Source organism: Variovorax sp. GW821-FHT09B01, from assembly GCF_059418345.1.
In genome coordinates, this window is record NZ_JBWKPQ010000001.1 from 402,583 (window position 1) to 422,260 (window position 19,678).

Sequence of the window (19,678 nt, forward strand, 5' to 3'; positions counted from 1 at the left end):
ATCTTCCGAGGCCGCGCCTGCCGTCGCAACGAAGGCCTTCAACTATCGATATGCGCTTTTCCGTGCAAGCCTCGGGTCGCTTCGCCGTGCGGCCGGAACACGGCCAGCTCGTCGCTCGCGCATTGCGCGATCAGGCCCAGCTCCCAGTCGAGGTAGCGGCGCGCCGCGTCGAGGTTGCCGTCGTGCCGGTCGTGCACGAAGAACAGGTAGTCGATGGCCTCGGCATCGCCGGGCGACGCGGGCGTGGCCTCGACGCCGTGTCCCGCGGCCGCGAGCGCCTCGTGCGTGGTCCAGGTGGGCGCGGGCCAGCCGGCATCGCGCAGGTCGGCGGCGGCGAGCCGTGCCACCAGCGCGTCGGGCGCGATCAGCAGCAGCGGGCGGTTCGTGTCGCCACCGGTGGCGGTGCGCGCATCGGCCAGGAGGCGCGGGCGGATCGACCAGCGCGCGCCGCGCACGTGGGCCTGGCGGTAGGCCGGCGACGGGCGCAGGTCGAGCAGCACCGTGCCCTCGGGCAACGCGGCCAGTCGTTCGGCCGCAGCCGAAGCGGGCACCGGGCCCAGCGCCGGCGGCGCGCCCTCAGGCACGCGCAGCCCGCTCGCGAGGCCGCCCTCGACCAGCGCGGCCTCGAGACCCAGCCGGCGCAGCCACAGCGCGATGACCGGTGCGCGCACGCCGTCGTCGTCGAGCACCAGCACGCGCGCATGGCGCACGCCGATCTGCAGGTCGGTGGCCTGCAGCAACTGGCCGCCCGGCGCATGGCGCGCGCCGGGCAGGCTGCCGGCCGCGAATTCCTCGGCCGTGCGCACGTCGAACACGAAGGCGGTGCGCGTGGCGTCGTCGAGCCAGGCCTGTGCCGTAGCGCGCGACAGCACCGGTACGCCGAAGCGCCGCGCGGCGGCCTCGGCACTCGCGCGCGCGGCTTCGTGCTGTGCCGCATCGGGCGCGGCCGGCAGCGCGCGGCGGCTGCCGCGTTCGAGCTCGAGGCCGGCCAGCGCCCAGCCCTGGGTGCCGTTCTCGAGCGCGAACACCGGGTTGGGCACGCCGAGGTCGCGCAGGATCTGCGCGCCCACGATGCTGCGGGTGCGGCCCGCGCAATGCACCACGATCGGCGTGCGCTCGTCGCTCACCTGGGTGCGCCAGCGCAGCGCCAGTTCGCCGTTGGGCACGGGAATGGCGCCGGGCAGCGTCATCTTGCGATGCTCCTCGAGCGTGCGGCCATCGAGCAGCACGAAAGGCTCGGCCTCGCGCTGCCAGCGCGCCAGCGTGGGCGCGTCGATGTGCGGCACCTCGAAGGCATGCTCGGCGACCTCGCCGAAGGTCTTCGAAGGCAAGTTCACGCCCTTGAACAGCGTGCGGCCCGCGCCTTCCCAGGCCGGCGCGCCGCCGGCCAGCACCGAGACGCCGGACCAGCCGAGCGCGGCCAGCCGCACGGCCGCGCGCCGGGCCAGCGCATCGCCGTCGATACCGTCGTCGAACAGCACGGTGCGGGTCGCGCGGCGCGGCACCAGCCGCGCCACCTCGGGCTCGAGCCGGCTGTAGGCCGCATGCACCGCGAAGAAGGGATGGCCCTCGCCGTACTGGCCGTGCTCGCGGATGTCGAGCAGCGCGAGTTCGTCGCCGTCCTGCAGCCAGCGCTGCAGGGTGGCGGCATCGATGGCGGGCACGCGTTCGGGGGAGGAGGGGGAAGAGGAAGAGGAAGAGGAGGGCGCCGCGCCGGTGGCGGGCGCCGCGAGATCGGCGAGTGAGGACATGGGATGGGGACGGTGAGAACCGGCGGCACCTTAGCGGCCGCCGTCGCGCGCGGCTACGAAGCCTTCCGCATAAGCAAATGCGGTTCAGGCCGCGAGCGATTCGGCCACGAAGTCCTCGATGCGCCGTGGTGGCCGGCCCAGCACGCGTTCCACCGTGTCGGTGACGGTGGCTGCCTCGCCGGCACCGATCAGCGCGGCGAACTGCGCATGCACCTGCGCGATGTAGGGCGAGGGCGCCTGGGCCTGGCGCGCAGCCAGCGCCTGCGGCGACAGCGGTTCGGCCACCACCGGCCGGCCGCTGAGGCCGGCGGCGATGCGCGCGAGCTCGCCATGGTCGACGGCGCGCGCGCCGGTCAGCACCCAGGGGCCGGGCGGCGCGTCGTCCGCATCGTTCAGCAGCGCCTCGACCGCCACGTCGGCGATGTCGCGCGCATCGATGTAGGCCACGCGCGGCAGGCCCGGCGGCGCATGCAGCACGTCGCCCGCGGCCAGCTCGGCCGCGAGCCGCGCCAGCACCACCTGCGTCCAGGCATTGGGGCGCAGCACGCGGTGCGCGATGCCCGACGCGGCCAGCGCAGCCTCGATGCGCGCATGCGCGTCGCCCGACAGCGAGCGGCCCGGCGGCTCGATGGTCCAGTGCGAGCCCGAGAGCTTGACGATGCGGCGCACGCCGGCTTCGGCCGCGGCCTCGATGGCCGCGATCTGCTGCGCGGCCAGCTCGGGCACGATCGGCGACAGCAGGAACAGGTGCGAGACGCCCTCGAAGGCGCGCCGCAGCGAGGCCCGGTCCTCGAGGTCGCCCACGGCCACCTCGAAGGGCGCGCGTTCGTGCCGGCTCTGGTCGGCCAGCGCGGCGGCATTCGCCACCTGCCGCGTGAAGGCGCGCACCACCGCGCCGCGCTCGCGCAGCCGCGGCACCAGCAGGCGGCCGAGCCGGCCGGTGGCACCGGTCACGAGGATGCGCGGTGCCGGTTTGGAGTTTGCGGCGCTCATGCGGCGGCGAGCACGGCGGCTTCTGGCGCTGCCGCCTTGCCGGCACGCAACGCACGCAAGGGCTCGGCATCGACCCACTCGCCGAGGTCGAAGTCGCCCGGCAGGAAGCCCCACTGCAGCAGGAAGTCCTTGAAATGCCCGATCGCCTCGACCAGCGGCGCGTCGAGCCCGATGCCCAGGTGCCGGTGCACCTCGGGCCCGTTCGAGGCCAGCACCGCTTCCTCGCTGGTGGCGATCTCGCGCGCCACGAAGCGCACCGTCTCGTCGGGATGGTCCTCGGCCCAGCGGCCCGCGCGCTCCACCACCTCGAGCAGGCGCAGCACCAGGTCGGGCCGCCGCTCGGACAGCGCCGCATCGACCGTCAGCACGCGCGGCGTTCCGTTGTTGATGCGGATCTTCGGATCGGGATGGCTGCCGAACTCGGACACCACCTGGGCGCCGATCAGGTTCGCGACCACCAGGCCCTCGGCGCCCTTGACGAAGATCGCGTCGACCTCGCCGCGCACCAGCGCCTCGACCTCGCGGAAATAGGGATGGCGCCGGCGCAGCCCGAACAGGCTGGGCTCGCCCTGCGCGAGGATCACCGATTCCTCGATCGGCAGCTGCACCAGCGTGAGGTCCTCGGTCGTGAGGCCGGCCAGCGACAGCGCCGACACCACGCCCTTGAGCGCGGTGGCGCGATGGAAGTCGATCAGGTCGTTGACGCGGTGCGGCACCGCGAAGCGCCGGCCCGCGAGCTGCTCGATCGACGCGATGCCGCGCCCCGGCAGCGTCACGATGGCCTGGAACTCGTCGGTCCAGGTGATCGCCACCAGCCGCGTCGCGCGGCCGTTGGCGCGGGCCCAGATCGGCGGGATGTTGCCGCCCTGACGGAAGGACCAGGCCAGGTGGTGGTCGAAGTGGCTCTCGCGGATGCTGCGGTCCTTCGAGTCGATGATCGATTCGATCGCGATGCCTTCCTCGGCGAAGGTCTGGGCCAGCCAGCCCTGGCGCGCGGCGATGCCCAGTGGCGAGGGTACGGGGCAGCGGGTGTACCAGAGCACGTCGGGGCGGTCGGTGGTGGCGGTGGCGGTGGTCATGCAGAGTTTTCCTTTCACTGTCGATCAGGTGCCGATCCACGCACCGGCCAGGTTGCCGGCGATGCCGTCGGCGCTGACCGTGTGGCCGCGCACGCGGCGGTCGGCGATGGTGTAGTTGTCGAGTGCCAATAACGTGATATCGGGCAGGTCGCGCACGATGTGGCGCTGGAACTCGGCGAAGGCCTGGCGCCGGCGCGCCTCGTCGGTCTCGATGGCGGCCGCCTCGAGCAGCCGGTCAACCTCGGGGTTGTTGTAGCCCGAGCCGTTGGAGAACGGCAGGCCCTTCTTGAAGTTCTTCGACCAGTACAGGCGCTGGATGCCCACGGTGGGATCGAAGGTGTTGCTCATCACGCTCACGTGCAGGTCGAAGGCGCGGTCGGCATAGATGCGGCGCACGTAGGTCGCGAAGTCGGTCGCGTTGATCGTGACCTCGATGCCGATGCGCCCCAGGCTCTGCTTCAGGTACTCGGCGGTGCGCTGGCCGCCCTCGTTGGGAATGGGCGTCAGCGCGAGCTTGAGCCGCAGGTTGGGGCCGGCCTTGCCGCGCGTGAGGCCCGCCGCGTCGAGCAGGGCCTCGGCCTGCTTCGGATCGTGCGGCAGCACCGGCAGGTCGGGCACGTAGAACTTCGCGAGCGCCGGATGCACCGGCCCCGGAATCAGCCGGCCCTGGCCGTACCACACGGTCTTCTGCACCACCTGGCGGTTGATGGCATGCGCGATCGCCTGACGCACGCGCAGGTCCTGCAGCGCGGGGTTCTCTAGATTGAACTCCACGCGCGAGACGTTGTTGATGTACTGGTAGCCGTTCGGCTCGAACACCAGGTTCGGCCTGGCGCGCAGCCGCTCCACGTCGCCCAGCGGTACCGGCGTGCCCGGGCTCAGGTGCACCTCACCTTTCTCGATCGCGGCCGCGCGCGCGGCGGCGTCGGGAATGAAGCGCACGATCAGCCGGTCGACGTAGGGCTTGGGGTTGTCCCAGTAGTCGGGGTTGCGCTCGTAGCTCACGTGGCTGCCGCGCACCCATTCCTTGAAGACGAAGGGGCCGGTGCCCACGGGCGCGTTGTTGGCCGGGTTGGCATCGGCCTTGCCGTTCTCGTAGAGGTGCTTCGGCACGATCGGCGACTCGGCCGCCGACAGCGCGGTGATCAGGTAGGGCACCGGCTTCGACAGCACCAGGATCGCGGTGTGCGCATCGGGCGTGCGCACCTCCGACACGCTCGAGAAGGTGGCGCGCCCGCGCGGGTGGTATTGCTTGAGCAGGCCGATCGAATGCGCGACGTCGGCCGAGGTGAAGGGCCGGCCGTCGTGCCACTTCACGCCGCGGCGCAGCGTGAAGCTGTACTGCAGCCCGTCGGCGCTCACGCTCCAGGCGGTCGCGAGCTGCGGCTGCGGCGAGAGGTCGAAGCCGTAGCTCAGCAGGCCCTCGGTGGTCTTGGCCGAGATCAGCACCGAGGCGCCGGCCGAATGCGCGATGGTGGTGAGCGTGGGCGGCTCGGGATCGATCAGCACGGTCAGCGTGCCGCCGCGCACCGGCGTGCCCGCGTCGCGGCCCTGCGCGAGCGCGGACACCGCCGCGAACGGCGAGGCCAGGCCCGCGAGCCCGAGTCCCGCGCCGGCCTGCAGCCAGGCGCGGCGCTCCATGTTCCAGTCCTGCATGCTCATCCCTTGAGGTGAAGATCGGCGAAGTTGCCCGACAGGCCCTCGGCGCCGACCGTGTGGCCGCCGATGCGGCGATTGGCCACCGTGACCTGCGCCACCGCCACCAGGCCGATGGTCGGCAGCTCGCGCGCGATCACGCGCTGGAACTCGGCATAGAGCGCGCGCCGCTTGGCGGCATCGTTCTCCACCGCCGCGGCCTCGAGCAGCCGGTCGACCTCGGGGTTGTCGTAGTGCGCGCCGTTGGAGAAGGGCACGCCCGGGCGGAAGTTCTTCGACCAGTAGAAGCGCTGGATGCCGACCGCGGGATCGAACATCTGGCTCATGCCCTGGTTGTTGAAGTCGAAATCGCGGTCGGTGTAGACGCGCTTGATGTAGGCGCCGAATTCCTGCGTGCGCACCGTCACGTCGATGCCCACGCGCGCGAGCGCCTGGCGGATGTACTGGCCCACGCGGTTGCCGCCGCCGTCGAACACGTCGTGGCTCACGCGAAAGCGCACGCCGTCGGCGCCGCGCGCGAAGCCGGCCTCGTCGAGCAGCGCCTCGGCGCGCTTGCGGTCGAAGCCCGGCACGCCTGCCGCGGGCTCGTAGAAGGCGCGCAGCACTGGCGAGATCGGGCCCGGCGCGGCCAGGCCGTAGCCGTACCACACGGTCTTGAGGATCACCTCGCGGTCGATCGCATGGGCCACCGCCTGGCGCACCTTGGCGTGGCGGAAGTAGGGGTTGTCGAGGTTGAACTCGATGCGCGTGGTCGAGTTGTTGAAGTACTCGTTGCCGCGCGTGTCCAGGCTCAGGTGCGGCAGCGCCTTGAGCCGGTCGAGGTCGGGGATCGGCACCGGCGTCGCGCCGGCCAGGTCGACCGTGCCGCTCTCGAGCGCGGCCGCGGCCGCCGCGGGGTCGGGCACGAAGCGCACCACCAAGCGGTCGATGTAGGGCTTGCCGGCATCCCAGTAGTCGGGATTGCGCTCGTAGATGACGTGGCTGCCGCGCTGCCACTCCTTGAACACGAAGGGCCCGGTGCCGATCGGCGCGTTGTTGGCCGGATGGTTCGCGAGGTCGCGGCCCTCGTAGACATGACGCGGCACGATCGGCGATTCGGCGGCCGCCAGCGCGGTCAGCAGGAAGGGCGCGGGCTTGCTCAGCACCAGCACCGCCGTGTGGGCATCGGGCGTGCGCACCTCGCTCACGCTCGCGAAGGTGGCGCGCCCGCGCGGATGCGACTGCTTGAGCGCGAGGATCGAGAAGGCCACGTCGGCCGAGGTGAAGGGGCGGCCGTCGTGCCACTTCACGCCGCGGCGCAGCCTGAAGGTGTATTGCAGGCCATCGGGCTGTACCTCCCAGGCCACGGCGAGCTGCGGGCGCGGGCGCAGGTCGAAGTCGTAGCTCAGCAGGCCCTCGACCGCCTTCGGCGACACCAGGAAGGTGCCGGCCGCGGAGTTGACCAGGCCCACCAGCGTGGGCGGCTCGAGCGCGGTGAGCAGGGTGACGACGCTGCCGGGCTTGTGGCGCGGCGCGGCATCCGGCGTGGTATTGGGCGCGGCATTGGCCGCGCCGGCCGGCACCGCGGCCAGCGCGAGCGGCAGCCCCGCGAGCTGCCGGTGGAAATGCCGGCGGCTGATCGGAGGGGTCGGCGTCATGCGGCGGGCGCGGTCGGGGCTGCAGGCGTCGCAGGCGTCGCGGGCGCTGCCACGCTGTCCTCGTAGCCCGGCGGCGCGATGAAGCCGCCATAGGCCTCCTCGAGCAGCCGCGCGAAGGCGATGGTGGTGCGGTCCTCGAGGTAGGCGCCGACCGCCTGCGCGCTCACCGGCAGGCCCTCGTCGTCGAGCCCGATCGGGAAGCTGGTGGCCGGCAGGCCCGGCAGCACCGGCAGCCCGGCCCAGGCGAACAGGTCGAGGAAGCGCACCTCGCGCGTGCCGTCCTCGAAGGCCACGGGATAGGTGCGCGCATCCTTGGGCTCGTCGTGGTTGTGGCGGAAGGCCGGCAGTGGCGCCACCGGCGTCACCACCACGTCGAACTGCGCGAAGAAGCGTTCCCACTGGTGGCGCAGCGCCACGCGCGCCTCGTGGTCCTGCAGCCACTGGCTGTGGCGCAGCGTGGAGGCGCGCAGCCAGGCCGCGTCGGCGCTGTCGTCCTCGGGCGAGAGCGCCTCGAACCGCTGCTGCGCGGCCTCGCTGAGCGCCGGCGGCGTGGCCAGCGACGAGCCCAGCAGGCTGCGGTAGACGCGGTGCGAGCGCACCAGGTCGGGCAGTAGCCCCGGCGGCAGGTCGGCCGGCCGGCTCACCTGCACGCCCTGCGTGCGAAGCCGGTCGACCACGCGCTCGCTCACCTGGCGCTCGTGCACGCTGCGCTCGCTGCCGGGCCACTGGTCGATCACCAGCACGCGGAAGTCGGACAGCCGCGCATGGCGCGCCGGTGGCAGGTTCGCCTTCCAGCCCTTGGCCAGCAGCGGATCGCGATTGATCAGCAGGCCGAGCGCGAGCTCGAGATCGGACGCCGTGCGCGCGAGCGGCCCGGCCACCACCAGGTCGCGCTCGGCATGGCGGCCCGAGGGCACGCCGGTGCCGCGCAGTGCCACCAGGCCGGCGGTCGGCTTGTGGCCGTACACGCCGTTGAAGTGCGCGGGAATGCGGATCGAGCCGCCGATGTCGGTGCCGATCTCCAGCGCCACGTAGCCAGCGGCCAGCGCCGCGGCCGAGCCGCCCGAGGAGCCGCCCGGCGTGCGCGCCGGGTCCCAGGGGTTGTTGCTGATGCCGTAGACCGCGTTGTAGCTCTGCAGGTCGGCCAGGCCCAGCGGCACGTTGCTCTTGCCGACGATCACCGCGCCGGCCTCGCGCAGCGCGGCCACCGCGAGCGAGTCCTCGCGCGCCACGTTGTCGGCGAAGGCCGGGTTGCCGCTGCTCGTGACCAGGCCCGCCACGTCGAAGGACTCCTTCACCGTGACCGGCACGCCCAGCAGCGGCCGGCGCTCGCCGCGCGCGAGCGCCGCGTCGGCCTCGCGTGCCGCGGCGCGGGCGCGCTCGTCGTCGCGCACGGGCACCGCGTTGATCGCGCCGTCGAAGCGGTCGATGCGCGCGAGCAGGTGCTCGAGCAGCGCCACCGCGCTGACGCGGCCCTCGGCCAGCGCGCGGGCCTGTTCGCCGGCGCTCGCGAAGCTCAGTGCATGGAGTTGGTCGTTCGTGATGTCCTGGAGGCTCATGGCGTTGCGTCCGTCTGTCTTATTTGCGGGGTTCGATCCAGGCATCGGCGAAGTCGCCGGCCGTGAGGTCGATGCTGTTGTTGAGTGCGTGCACGCGGGTGCTGTAGACCTGCAGCGCCGAATGCACCGTGACCAGCGGCACCACCGGCAGCTCGCGGCCCACGATCTGCTGGATCTGGCGGAACTGGGTCGCGCGCTTCGCGCCGTCGAGTTCGACCGCGGCCTGGCGGAACAGCTCGTCGACCTGCGGGTTGTCGTAGTGCGAGGCATTGATCCAGATCAGCGGATTGCGCACCCCGTCGCCCCAGTAGATGCGCTGCACGCCCACCGTCGGGTCGAACAGCCGGCCCAGGCCGTTGAGGTTGATATCGAAGTCGCGCGTGCTGTAGACGCGCTTGAGGAAGGTGGGCAGGTCGCCGTCGACGATCTCGACCTTGACGCCGATGCGCGAGAAGGCCGCGCGCAGGTAGTCGCTGGTGCGCTTGAATTCCGCGCCCGGGATGTAGCTCAGCCGCAGCGAGAAGCGCGTGCCGCCCGCGCCGCGCGGCTGGCCGGCTTCGTCGAGCAGGCGGTTGGCCGCGGTCACGTCGAAGGGATAGCGGAAGGTGCTGTCGTCGTAGTAGTCGGCCAGCACGCGCGGGATCGGCGAGTTCACCACCTCCACGCGCTTGTAGTAGATGGTGTCGCGGATGAAGTTGCGGTCGATCGCCTGCGCGATCGCATGCCGCACCTTCGGGTTCGCGAGCACCGGGTTCTCGAGGTTGAACTCGAGGAACGAGGCGTTGTTGAGGAAGGCGTCGTAGGTGGCGTCGACCTTGAGCTTCGGGTTCTTCTCGAGCCGTTCGAGGTCGGCCAGGCCCACGCCGAGCGCCGCGTCGACCTCGCCGGTCTCGACCGCGGTCGAGATCGCGGCCGGATCGCGCACGAACTTCACGATCACGCGGTCGAGGTGCGGATAGCCCTTGCGCCAGTAGTTCGGATTCTTCTTGAGCACCAGGTGGCTGCCGCGCACCCACTGGTCGAACACGAAGGGACCGGTACCCACCGGCGCCGTGACGTTGGGATTGCCCAGCGGCTCGCCGTCGGCGTAGCGGTGCGAGGGCACGATGGGCAGTTCGGCGGAAGACAGCGACTTCAGCAGGAAGGGCGCGGGCTTCGACAGCACGATCACCGCGGTCAGCGGATCGGGCGCGTCGACGCGTTCCACGTTCGCGAGCGTGATGCGCCCGCGCGGTCCCTGCTTCTTCTGCGTGAGGATCGAATAGCGCACGTCCTCCGCGCCGAAGTCGCGGCCGTCGTGCCACTTCACGCCGGGGCGCAGCTTGAAGGTGTACTTCAGGCCATCGGCGCTGACCTGCCACGACGTGGCGAGCAGCGGCTGCGCGCGGAACTGCGCGTCGTAGCGCAGCAGGCCCTCGGTGATCTTCGCACTGATGTTGCGGTTGTCGGTCTTGGTGTCGAGGAAGGACACCAGCGATGTCGGCTCCTGCGACACCGCGAGCGTCAGCGTGCCGCCATCGATGGGTTGGGGGGAGGGTGCGGTGCCCTGCGCGAAGGCGCCCGGGAGCGCGGCGGCCACTGCCGCGGCGAGGGCGACGCGCAGCGCCCATCGATCGAATTTCATTCTCTGACTGGTTAGCGGTTGGGCCGCCGATGGTCTGGGATATCCCCGCGAAATCCAAGCGCGCGCTTAGCATCTTTTCGCGTTTGGAAATGCGCCGTGCTCCACGCGATCCGTGCTCGTTCGCCATTGCAGGAATGCGAGTTTTCTTATGCGGGAAACGGCCATGCCGCGCGCCCATACTGCGTTCATCCTCGACCGCTCGCTGCCCGCACCTTCACCGATGAACGCACCCGATCGCGCCGCGCTGGCGCCCGACCTCCAGACCCTGCTCGATCGCCTGCCCGCGCTGGCAGCCGCCATTGCACAAGGCGCCTCGCAGCGCGAACGCGACCGCGTGCTGCCCTTCGAGGCCTTCGCGCTGTTCCGCGCCTCGGGCCTCGGCGCGCTGCGCGTGCCGCCCGAGCGCGGCGGTCCCGGCGGCTCGGTCGAGGACCTGATCGAGGTGGTCGCGACGCTCGCCGCGGCCGACTCCAATGTCGCGCATGCGCTGCGCATCCACTACAACGCGATCGAGCTCTGGACCACCGCGCCACCCGATGCGAACAGCGAACTGCAGCTGGCGCGCGTGCGCGAGGGCGCGCTGTTCGGCGGCGCCTTCACCGAGCTCGGCACGCCCAAGTCGGGCACCGTGACCACCGCGCTCGAACGCGATGGCGATCGCCTGGTCCTCAACGGCCGCAAGTACTACGCCACTGGCACCGCCTTCTCGGACTACGCGAGCATCGCGGTGCGCGACCCCGAGGGCCGCGACGTCGCCATCGTCGTGCCCACCCAGCGCGAAGGCCTGCACGTGAAGGACGACTGGGACGGCATGGGCCAACGCCTGACCGCGAGCGGCAGCCTGGAGTTCGAGGGCCTCGAGGTGCAGGCCGACGAGTTGGTGTACGGCAGCCCCAAGACCCTGCAGCGCCGCCATGCTTCGTCGCTGCGCCAGCTCTACCTGGTGGCCGTGGCCGCCGGCATCGTGCGCAACATCTTTGCCGACGCGCTCGACTACGTGCGCCACCATGCGCGGCCGGCCGCGCACAGCCCGGCCGACAGCGCGGCGCAGGATCACTTCACGCAATGGGTGGTCGGCGACCTCGCGACCGCCACGCATGCGGTCGATGCGCTGGTCGCGGACAACGCGCGGCGCCTCGATCGTTCGGCACAGGCGCTGCGGCACGATGCGGCGACGGATCAGGAGGACGAGCGCACGCGCCAGCTCGTGCTCGAAGGCGCGCTCGCCACCGCGAAGACCCAGCTCGCGGTGAGTCGCATCGCGCTGCAGGCGGCCGAGCGGCTGTTCGAGGCCGGCGGCGCATCGGCCACCTCGCGTCGCCACAACTTCGACCGCCACTGGCGCAATCTGCGCACCATCTTCAATCACAACCCGCTGCAGCAGAAGGCACGCGTGATCGGCGACCACCATCTCAACGGCACGACCACGCACCTCGAAGAGGGCAAGGTGTTCTGACAAGGTGTGGGCGTTCAGTCCTCGATCGCCTCGATGCCCGCGCGCCTGAGTTCCTCCAGGCGCTCGCGCATGGCCTGCAGCTGCTCGGGCGCATGGCCCTGCCAATCCTTCACCTCGCCCGTGATCCGCAGCGGCTGCCGCGTGCGGTAGGACTTGGTCGGGTTGCCGGGGAATTTCTTGTCGGTCAGGTTGGGGTCGTCCTCGATCGGCCCGGTCGGCTCCACCACGTAGATGCGGCCGCGGCCCTCGCCGACGGCCAGCTCGGCGCCCCAGGTCGCGGCCTCGAGCGTGGCGCTCAGGTAGACATAGGCAGCCTTCCTGCGCTGGCCGTAGTTGGAGCTGTAGCCGGCCTCGATCAGGTCGCCCAGGTGCAGGTCGGCCTTGGTGCCGTGGTAGTAGGGCGGTGGGGTGGGGGTGGCTGACATGTGCGGATGTACCTCCGGGAAAAGTCGAGCCGAAGGAGGTTAGCGGAGTTCCATGCCCACGCTCCTACGCTTTCTCGTGTTCCCACAAAAAGGCGCCCGCTTTCGCCATTGCGCCTCCCCGCATGTCGATATGCGAATTACGGGCGTGCCATTCCCGCCCCCGCTGGCCAGAATCCGCGCCAGCAGAAAGCAATCCTCCAATGTCCCTGTCACACCGACCCGGCGCCATCGCCGGATGGGAGCGCTTCGTCGCGCCGACCGAATTCGCCGCCAGCCCGATCTCCCGCGCCTTCGAGCAGCCGGTGCTGCTGGGCCTGTTCCTGCCGATCCAGGCCGGGGGCTGGAGCGCGTCGACCTTGCCGCGCACCACCGACTGGCGCTTCGACTACAACCGCGACCTGGTGCTGCAGGCCGAACGGCTGGGTTTCGACCTGGTGTTCGCGCTCTCGCAATGGCTGCCCAAGGGCGGCTACGGCGGGGTGTTCAACGGCAACGCGCTCGACTCCTTCATGACGACGGCGGCGCTCACCGCGGTGACGCAGCGCATCCTGCTGATCTCGACCATCCACGTGCTCTACGGGCCGCTGCATCCGCTGCACCTGGCCAAGTACGCGGCCACGCTCGACCACATCTCGAGCGGGCGCTGGGGCATCAACGTGGTGACGGGGCATCGCGCGGTCGAGCACGAGATGTTCGGCTCGCAGCGTATCGAGCACGACCGGCGCTACGAGCTCGCGGCCGAGTTCCTCGAGGCGGTGCAGCGGCTGTGGGCCGACACCGAGAACTGGTCGTTCAAGGGCGAGTCGTCGTGGAAGCTCGACGGTGCCTTCGTGTCGCCCAAGCCGCGCTTCGGGCGGCCCGTGCTGGTGAACGCGACCGGCTCCGACGCCGGCATCGAGTTCGCGGCGCGCTATTCCGACATCGTCTTCATCACGAGCCCGGCCGGCTCGAGCTTCCCGAGCGCGATCGAGGCGCTGCCGGCGCACACGGCGCGCGTGAAGCAGGCCGCGCGCGACGTGGGCCGCGAGGTGCGCACGCTGCTCAATCCCATGGTCATCAGCCGCGCGACCGAGAAGGAGACCTGGGCCTACCACGATGCGATCGTGGCGCATGCCGACGTCGACCCGCAGGCCAGCTTCAACCGCTTCGACAGCGACGCCCATGCGTGGCGCGGACGGGTCGGCAACGACGCCGCCAAGCGGCGTGCCATCGGCGGCAACATCGAAGTGATCGGCACGCCCGAGCAGGTGGTCGAGCAGTTCGTGCAGCTCAAGCGCGCGGGTGTCGACGGCCTGCAATTGAGCTTCTACGACTTCAAGCCCGATCTCGAATTCTTTGGCGACCGCATCCTGCCGCTGATGAAGCAGGCCGGGCTGCGCTTCTGATTCCGGCGCGTCACGCGCGCCGCCTCTTCCTACCTCTCTTCTTCCTTCTCCCATGAGCACCATCGACTACCGGCCGCTCGGCCGCAGCGGCATCCTCGTCTCGCCGCTGACCCTCGGCACCATGATGTTCGGCGGCCAGACCGACCGCGCGACCTCGCAACGCATCGCCGACCGCGCGCGCGAGCAGGGCGTGAACTTCGTCGACACCGCCAATGCCTACAACCAGGGCCAGTCGGAGGCGGTGGTCGGCGAGCTGATCGCGGCGCACCGGCATCACTGGGTGCTGGCGACCAAGTTCGCCAATGCCGATCCCGACATCGAAGGCCCGAACAACCGCAGCACCGGCCGCCACGGCATCGTGCGCTCGGTCGAGGCCAGCCTGAAGCGCCTGGGCACCGACCACATCGACCTGCTCTACCTGCACCGCGAGGACCGCCAGACGCCGGTGGAGGAAACCGTGCGCGCGCTCGGCGACCTGATTCGCGCGGGCAAGCTGCGCAGCTACGGTCTGTCGAACCACAGCGCCTGGAAGATCGCCGAGTTCGCGCGCACCGCCGATGCGCTCAATGTCGACCGGCCGGTGGCGACGCAGCCGCTCTACAACCTCGCGAACCGGCAGATCGAGGCCGAGCACCTGCCCGCGGCCGAGTACTACGGCCTCGGCGTGGTGTCGTACAGCCCGCTCGCGCGCGGCGTGCTCACGGCCAAGTACCGGCCCGGCGAGGCGCCGCCGCCCGGCACGCGCGCCGGCCGCGACGACAAGCGCATCCTGCAGACCGAATGGCGCCCCGAATCGCTGGAGATCGCGCAGCGCGTGAAGGAGCATGTGGAGGGCCGCGGCATCACGCCGGGCCAGTTCGCGCTGGCCTGGGTGCTCAACAACCGGCTCGTGACCTCGGCCATCGCCGGGCCGCGCACGCTCGAGCAATGGGAAGACTACGTGCCCGCGCTGCAGTACCGCTTCACCGACGCGGACGAAGCGCTGGTCGATGGCCTCGTGACCACCGGCCATTCGTCGCGCCCGGGCTTCAACGATCCCAGCCACCCGTTCTTCGGCCGAAAGCCGCGGCATCGCGCGGCGCCATGAGCGCGCTGGCCGCATCGATCGAGGTTCGGGCGGATTTGCCGCGGACCGCGCGCCGTGTCGAGCCGGCGCAGCGGCTGCACTCCGACGCCGAGGTGCTCGAAGCCGCGCAGCGCGTGGCCAGGTCGCTGGCCGAAGGCGCGGCCGCGCGCGACAGCCAGCGCCTGCTGCCAGAGCGCGAACTCGACCAGGTCTCGGGCGCCGGCCTGTGGGCCATGAACCTGCCGCGCGCTCATGGCGGCGCGGCCGTGTCGTACGCCACCGTGGCGCGGGTGTTCGCGCTCCTGTCGGCGGCCGATGCCTCGATCGGCCAGATCCAGCAGAACCACAACAGCGCCGTGTTCTGGCTCTCGACCATCGGCAGCGAGGCGCAGAAGGCCTTCTTCCTCGGCGAGATCCTGCGCGGCTGCCGCTTCGGCAATGCCAACGTCGATGCGCCGCGCGACGGTGCCGTGCAGCCGCTGCGGATCGAGCGCACGCCCCGAGGCTGGCTGCTGCGCGGCGAGAAGATCTACGCCACCGGCGCGCTGTTCGCGCATTACGTGTCCGCCATCGGCCTGAACGCGGCCGGCGAGAAGACGGTGGCGATCATTCCGGCGGGCACGCCGGGCCTGAGCATCGAGGACGACTGGCAGAGCTTCGGCCAGCGCACCACCGCGAGCGGCCGCGTGCATCTCGACGACGTGCTGCTGCCCGATCTCTGCGTGCTGCCGATCCACCGCGCCTACAGCGAGCAGCCGATGGGCGCGGTCTCGCAGATCAGCCACGTGGGCATCGACCTCGGCATTGCGCAGGCCGCGCTCGACGACACGGTGCGCTTCCTGCGCGAGCATGCATCGATCGCGCAGCCGGCCGGCGCGCCGCGCGCGATCGTCGATGCGCTGGTGATCGCGCAGGTCGGCGAGATCCAGATCCGCCTGCATGCGGCCGAGGCGATGACGCAGCGCGCGGGCCTCGCGCTCGACGAGGCCATCGCCCGGCCCGACCGCGAGCGCCGCGCCGCGGCCTCGCTCGCGGTGGCCGAAGCCAAGGTGCTGACCTCGGAGATCGCGCTGCATGCCTCGAGCAAGCTGTTCGAGCTCTGCGGCACGCGCGCGGCGCAGGCGCCGCACGCCTTCGACCGCCACTGGCGCAACGCGCGCGTGCACACGCTGCACGACCCGGTGCGCCACAAGTTCACCGTGGTCGGCGACCACCTGCTCAACGGCATCCTGCCCGAGAGCGCGGGTGCGCTGTGACCCTGGCCCTCCTTCGCTGAATCGACCCCCGCCATGCTGACCCGCCGCCAATTCACCTTCGCAGCGGGCGCCGCCTCGCTGGCCGCCGCTCCTTCCGCCTGGAGCGCCGCCACCGGCCTCAAGGGATCGACCCTGACGCTGGGCTATCAGAAGACCGGCATTCCGCTGGTGGCGCGGCAGCTCAAGGTGTTCGAGAAGCGCTTCGAGCCGCTGGGCATCCGCATCGAATGGGCCGAGTTCACTTCGGGCCTCAACCTGCTGCAGGCCATGGACACCGGCGACGTCGCCTTCGGCAATGCGGGCAACGTGGGCTGCATCTTCCTGCAGGCCTCGGGCGGGCGCGTGGCCTATGTGGCGGCGCAGCCCTCGACGCCGCGCTCCGAAGGCATCCTCGTGAAGGAGGATTCGCCGATCCGCAGCATCGCCGACCTGCAGGGCCGGCGCATCGGCTATGCCAAGGGATCGAGCTCGCACAACCTGGTGGCGGCCGCGCTCGAGCGCCAGGGGCTGGACATCAAGGCCGTGACCAGCATCGGCCTGGGCGCGGCCGACGCGGCCTTCGCCTTCGATGGCGGCGACATCGATGCCTGGGCCATCTGGGACCCGTACTTCACCATCGCGCGCCGCCGCAACAGAACGCGCGTGATCGCGTGGCAGGGCGACGTGCTCGAGGACAGCGCCTCGTTCCTGCTCGCCAACACCGGCTTCGCCAAGGCCTGGCCCGCGCATGTGAAGGCGCTGATCGATGGATCGGCCGAGGCCGGCCGCTGGGCCAGGGCCAACCCCGCCGAGGTCGCGAAGTCGGTTGCGGCAGCCACCGGCATGCCGCTGGACGTGGTGACCGAGGTCAACGCCAATGCGGGCTTCGACGTGGTGCCGCTGTCGAACGCGATCCTCGCTTCGCAGCAGCGCACGGCCGACCGGCTGTTCAAGCTCGGCGTGCTGCCGAAGTCGGTCGCGGTGCGCGAGGCGGTCTGGGACGACGCGGATCGCGGCTGAGCTTCGCCGAACAGGCGTACAGGATCGCGCGTCGATGAAGCCGGTCAATTGCCTGGATATTAATTAAAAGAACGGCAATTCAGATCAATTGCGACTGATTCCATGGCCTTTCTAAAAGGCATGTGAATTGCTTCTCCGCGCGGTCCGCAATGGCGAGATGCGCACACCACCAGAGACAGGCGTCGCTCGGCGACGCATCGACAGAACCGCATGCGCGAATCGGACACCACTCGGAGCGAGTCGTGCCTCGATCGCGGATCGCTCCCATCGTCGAAACAATGTCTGGGAGAAGATCAATGAATGGACAGCGTTGCATGCGCTTGTTGAAAGCCTGCGCGGTGCTTCTGGGATTCGCGCTCGCGAGCGGATGCGGAGGAGGAGGCGATGGCGGTGCGGGATCCCTGGCCCTGGTTCCACCCGTGCCCGCGACCCCCGTCACCGGCGGAACGGCAGACCCGGCGCCGACGATTCCGGTGACCACCCCGCCCGAGCCGGAAGATCCTTCCGTCGTCACCCGCTTCACCGCGACCGTGCCCTTCGGAGAGAAGGGTGGCTACCTGTCCTCCGAACAGGTCGTCTATGGCTTCGGCACCACGGCCGTTTCCGATGCGCGCTACAAGGACGTGATCTACACGGTGCCGCTGCAGGGCACGGTGCGCTATCCGACAGGGCCGGCCAGCGTGCAAGGCACATCGAAGGTCCAGCCTTCGGCCAGCGGCGGCCATCCGGTCGTGGTGTTCCTGCATGGCATGCATGACGCTTCCGACCTCAACAACGCCAAGGGCTACGACTACCTGCAGAAGAGCCTCGCCGAGAACGGCTACGTGGCCCTCTCCATCGACGCGGGAAAGATCAACGGGCTCAACGGTAATGCCTCGGATGCCGGTGCGCTGGCGCGCGGGCAGTTGCTGATGACCACGCTCGACCTGCTGCGCGAAGGCAACGAGAGCGGCGTCTTCAACGGCGTCGCGCTGCCGGGGCTGAAGGGAAAGATGGACCTCGAGCGCGTGGGCCTGATCGGGCATTCGCGCGGCGCCGAAGCGGTGGCCTATGCGGTGGAACTCAACCGGCAGCGCGTGGGCATCAGCTACCAGAACATCGAGGCGACACGCGCCCTGCGCCTGGCGGCCCTGCCGCTGCAGGCCGCGCAGGAGGCGGCGCAGAAACGGGTCGACGAGGCCCTGACCGCCTCCACCGACGCGGCCGTGCAGCTGCTGCTGGCGAAACTCCAGCTCAAGGCCGCGCAGGACCGGTCGCCGCCCGCGCCATCGTCGGAAATCGATGCCTTGGCCCAGGAGGTGGAGCGGCTGCAGCGCGAGGCGCTCGATGCCAAGGCCAGGCTCGACGCCGAGCAGTTGGCCCTCGAGAAGGCGGATGCCGCGCTCAGGAACATGAACACGGTGCTGCGGCGCATCAACGCGAACAGCGAGCAGTGGCTGCAGCAGATCGCATCCGAGGAGGAGCTGCGCCGCTCCGGGGTCGTGCTGCCCTCGGTCACCGGGCTGCCGCATCGCATCCGCGCTGTCTTCTCGCTGGCGGCGATCAACAAGAAGCAGCTGTCGCGCGTCACGCACGTGCCGTTCATGACCTTGCTGCCGAGCTGCGACGGCGACGTCTACACGCTCGAAGGCGGGCAGATCTTCGACGAGAGCCGCTACACCGCCGAGGACGACAGCGCGCCCAAGTACCAGGTCCTCGTGCGGGGCGCCAACCACAACTTCTACAACGACTACTGGTCGAAGACCGACGATTCGCAGATTCGGGCACCGCTCTACTGCAAGGCCGCGGAGGCGGAAACATTGCGCCTGAGCCGCGAAGACCAGCGGCGCAACGGCCAGTTCCTGATGGAGTCGTTCATGCGCTACTTCGTCGGCGACGAGTTCCAGTTCGCGCCGTACTGGAAAGGACAGGCGCCGATCCCGGCCGCGGGCTGCCCGGTGGGCGAAAACAGCTGCGACGAGCGCGCCGTGCTGACGATCCACCAACCGGCCGCGCAGCGCAAGTTGCTGCAGAACTTCCGCAGCCCCGACGCCAGCGCGAGGAATCCGAGCGGGCTGTCGACCGCCTACGAGAAGTTCAGCCAGGCCGTGCAATGCCGTTTCCTCGCACTCAAATCCGATCGCGACGCGGCATGCAGCGATCCCGTGAGCCAGCTCGCCGTCGATCGGCTGTTCAAGGAAGGCGCGCTGTACGACTTCAGCTATGACGCGAAGACGCTGCTGACCTGGTCGATCACGGACCAGGCCCAGCTGCAATGGACCGCGGCCGGCGCCGCGATGACGATCCACACCGGCGACCTCTCCACCCAGGGCTTCGACACGCTGAGCCTGCGCGTCGCCGTGGTGGCTCCCATCGGCCAGGAGGTCGAGATCGCGCTGACCGACACGCAGGATCGCAAGGCCGCGATCAAGGGCGGCGACTTCAGCGACGCGCTCTACGGCATCGCGCGCAAGCCCGACGGCGCGATCCCGCTGGTCGACGCGCCCGCGGACGCGATCTATGCCGACACCGGCACCACCCGGCCGCTGCTGAACATGGTGGCGGTTCCGCTTAAGGCCTTCGCGCTGCATGGCGTGGACCTCGCACACATCAAGCAGGTCACGCTGCGGTTCCCGAAGGCATCGGGCAGCGTGGCGGTGACCGATGTGCTGTTGCAGCGCATGAACTGAGGATCATGCCCGTCGCTTGCTCGCAAATCACATAAGCAAGCGCCGATTCATCGCTTGGGAGGGCGGCATCGCGCCGCTAACCTGCGCAGCGCCGGACCTTCCTGCGAGGACAGGGCGATCCGG

14 protein-coding genes are annotated in these 19,678 nt (G+C 70.4%); 6 read left to right on the plus strand and 8 right to left on the minus strand.

Annotated elements, in window-relative coordinates:
* Window positions 1-38: 38 nt before the first annotated feature.
* From AC07RV_RS01740 to AC07RV_RS01770, 7 genes are all read right to left on the minus strand, one after another.
* Window positions 39-1,751 (minus strand): rhodanese-like domain-containing protein, encoded by a 1,713-nt coding sequence (locus tag AC07RV_RS01740; protein ID WP_296779703.1) that lies wholly within the window; start codon window positions 1,749-1,751, stop codon window positions 39-41.
* Window positions 1,752-1,835: 84 nt separating this feature from the next.
* Window positions 1,836-2,744, minus strand: a complete 909-nt coding sequence (locus AC07RV_RS01745; protein ID WP_296779705.1) for an SDR family NAD(P)-dependent oxidoreductase — start codon at window positions 2,742-2,744, stop codon at window positions 1,836-1,838.
* Window positions 2,741-3,823, minus strand: coding sequence for an ABC transporter substrate-binding protein (locus AC07RV_RS01750; RefSeq protein ID WP_296779707.1), 1,083 nt, complete (start codon window positions 3,821-3,823; stop codon window positions 2,741-2,743). The genes AC07RV_RS01745 and AC07RV_RS01750 overlap by 4 nt, the downstream gene beginning before the upstream one ends.
* 24 nt (window positions 3,824-3,847) lie before the next feature.
* Complete coding sequence (locus tag AC07RV_RS01755) at window positions 3,848-5,479, minus strand: ABC transporter substrate-binding protein (protein WP_296779708.1); 1,632 nt, start codon at window positions 5,477-5,479, stop codon at window positions 3,848-3,850.
* 2 nt (window positions 5,480-5,481) lie between these two features.
* Entirely contained in the window at window positions 5,482-7,116 is a 1,635-nt protein-coding gene (locus AC07RV_RS01760; RefSeq protein ID WP_296779710.1) for an ABC transporter substrate-binding protein, read from the minus strand.
* The gene (locus tag AC07RV_RS01765) at window positions 7,113-8,675 is read right to left on the minus strand and encodes an amidase (RefSeq protein ID WP_296779712.1); all 1,563 of its coding nucleotides are present in this window, start codon (window positions 8,673-8,675) and stop codon (window positions 7,113-7,115) included. The genes AC07RV_RS01760 and AC07RV_RS01765 overlap by 4 nt, the downstream gene beginning before the upstream one ends.
* 19 nt (window positions 8,676-8,694) lie before the next feature.
* Window positions 8,695-10,299: an ABC transporter substrate-binding protein gene (locus tag AC07RV_RS01770; protein ID WP_209539297.1), complete on the minus strand. Its 1,605-nt coding sequence runs from the start codon at window positions 10,297-10,299 to the stop codon at window positions 8,695-8,697.
* Window positions 10,300-10,519: 220 nt separating this feature from the next.
* Here AC07RV_RS01770 and AC07RV_RS01775 point away from each other — a divergent pair, with 220 nt between their 5' ends.
* Window positions 10,520-11,755 (plus strand): acyl-CoA dehydrogenase family protein, encoded by a 1,236-nt coding sequence (locus AC07RV_RS01775; RefSeq protein ID WP_296779714.1) that lies wholly within the window; start codon window positions 10,520-10,522, stop codon window positions 11,753-11,755.
* A gap of 14 nt (window positions 11,756-11,769) precedes the next feature.
* On the opposite strand, the gene arr is transcribed toward AC07RV_RS01775, so the two are convergent.
* Complete coding sequence (gene arr, locus AC07RV_RS01780; protein ID WP_296779715.1) at window positions 11,770-12,180, minus strand: NAD(+)--rifampin ADP-ribosyltransferase; 411 nt, start codon at window positions 12,178-12,180, stop codon at window positions 11,770-11,772.
* 200 nt (window positions 12,181-12,380) lie between these two features.
* Here arr and AC07RV_RS01785 point away from each other — a divergent pair, with 200 nt between their 5' ends.
* The 5 genes from AC07RV_RS01785 to AC07RV_RS01805 all read left to right on the plus strand — a co-directional run bounded on the left by AC07RV_RS01785 (window position 12,381) and on the right by AC07RV_RS01805 (window position 19,555).
* Window positions 12,381-13,565, plus strand: a complete 1,185-nt coding sequence (locus tag AC07RV_RS01785; protein ID WP_296779717.1) for an LLM class flavin-dependent oxidoreductase — start codon at window positions 12,381-12,383, stop codon at window positions 13,563-13,565.
* 61 nt (window positions 13,566-13,626) lie between these two features.
* Window positions 13,627-14,652: an aldo/keto reductase gene (locus AC07RV_RS01790; protein WP_296779931.1), complete on the plus strand. Its 1,026-nt coding sequence runs from the start codon at window positions 13,627-13,629 to the stop codon at window positions 14,650-14,652.
* On the plus strand, window positions 14,649-15,887 hold the full coding sequence (locus AC07RV_RS01795; protein ID WP_296779718.1) for an SfnB family sulfur acquisition oxidoreductase: 1,239 nt from the start codon (window positions 14,649-14,651) through the stop codon (window positions 15,885-15,887). Before AC07RV_RS01790 ends, AC07RV_RS01795 begins: the two co-directional genes overlap by 4 nt.
* Before the next feature lie 33 nt (window positions 15,888-15,920).
* Window positions 15,921-16,886, plus strand: coding sequence for an aliphatic sulfonate ABC transporter substrate-binding protein (locus AC07RV_RS01800; protein WP_296779720.1), 966 nt, complete (start codon window positions 15,921-15,923; stop codon window positions 16,884-16,886).
* Between the two features lie 419 nt (window positions 16,887-17,305).
* Entirely contained in the window at window positions 17,306-19,555 is a 2,250-nt protein-coding gene (locus AC07RV_RS01805; protein ID WP_296779724.1) for an alpha/beta hydrolase, read from the plus strand.
* The last annotated feature ends 123 nt before the right edge of the window (window positions 19,556-19,678 follow it).

What these genes read in the sequence shown, in the direction of transcription:
- AC07RV_RS01740 (WP_296779703.1), bottom strand. Translation starts at nt 1,751, where the DNA reads ATGTCCTCACTCGCCGATCTCGCGGCGCCCGCCACCGGCGCGGCGCCC.
- AC07RV_RS01745 (WP_296779705.1), bottom strand. Translation starts at nt 2,744, where the DNA reads ATGAGCGCCGCAAACTCCAAACCGGCACCGCGCATCCTCGTGACCGGT.
- AC07RV_RS01750 (WP_296779707.1), bottom strand. Translation starts at nt 3,823, where the DNA reads ATGACCACCGCCACCGCCACCACCGACCGCCCCGACGTGCTCTGGTAC.
- AC07RV_RS01755 (WP_296779708.1), bottom strand. Translation starts at nt 5,479, where the DNA reads ATGCAGGACTGGAACATGGAGCGCCGCGCCTGGCTGCAGGCCGGCGCG.
- AC07RV_RS01760 (WP_296779710.1), bottom strand. Translation starts at nt 7,116, where the DNA reads ATGACGCCGACCCCTCCGATCAGCCGCCGGCATTTCCACCGGCAGCTC.
- AC07RV_RS01765 (WP_296779712.1), bottom strand. Translation starts at nt 8,675, where the DNA reads ATGAGCCTCCAGGACATCACGAACGACCAACTCCATGCACTGAGCTTC.
- AC07RV_RS01770 (WP_209539297.1), bottom strand. Translation starts at nt 10,299, where the DNA reads ATGAAATTCGATCGATGGGCGCTGCGCGTCGCCCTCGCCGCGGCAGTG.
- AC07RV_RS01775 (WP_296779714.1), top strand. Translation starts at nt 10,520, where the DNA reads ATGAACGCACCCGATCGCGCCGCGCTGGCGCCCGACCTCCAGACCCTG.
- arr (WP_296779715.1), bottom strand. Translation starts at nt 12,180, where the DNA reads ATGTCAGCCACCCCCACCCCACCGCCCTACTACCACGGCACCAAGGCC.
- AC07RV_RS01785 (WP_296779717.1), top strand. Translation starts at nt 12,381, where the DNA reads ATGTCCCTGTCACACCGACCCGGCGCCATCGCCGGATGGGAGCGCTTC.
- AC07RV_RS01795 (WP_296779718.1), top strand. Translation starts at nt 14,649, where the DNA reads ATGAGCGCGCTGGCCGCATCGATCGAGGTTCGGGCGGATTTGCCGCGG.
- AC07RV_RS01800 (WP_296779720.1), top strand. Translation starts at nt 15,921, where the DNA reads ATGCTGACCCGCCGCCAATTCACCTTCGCAGCGGGCGCCGCCTCGCTG.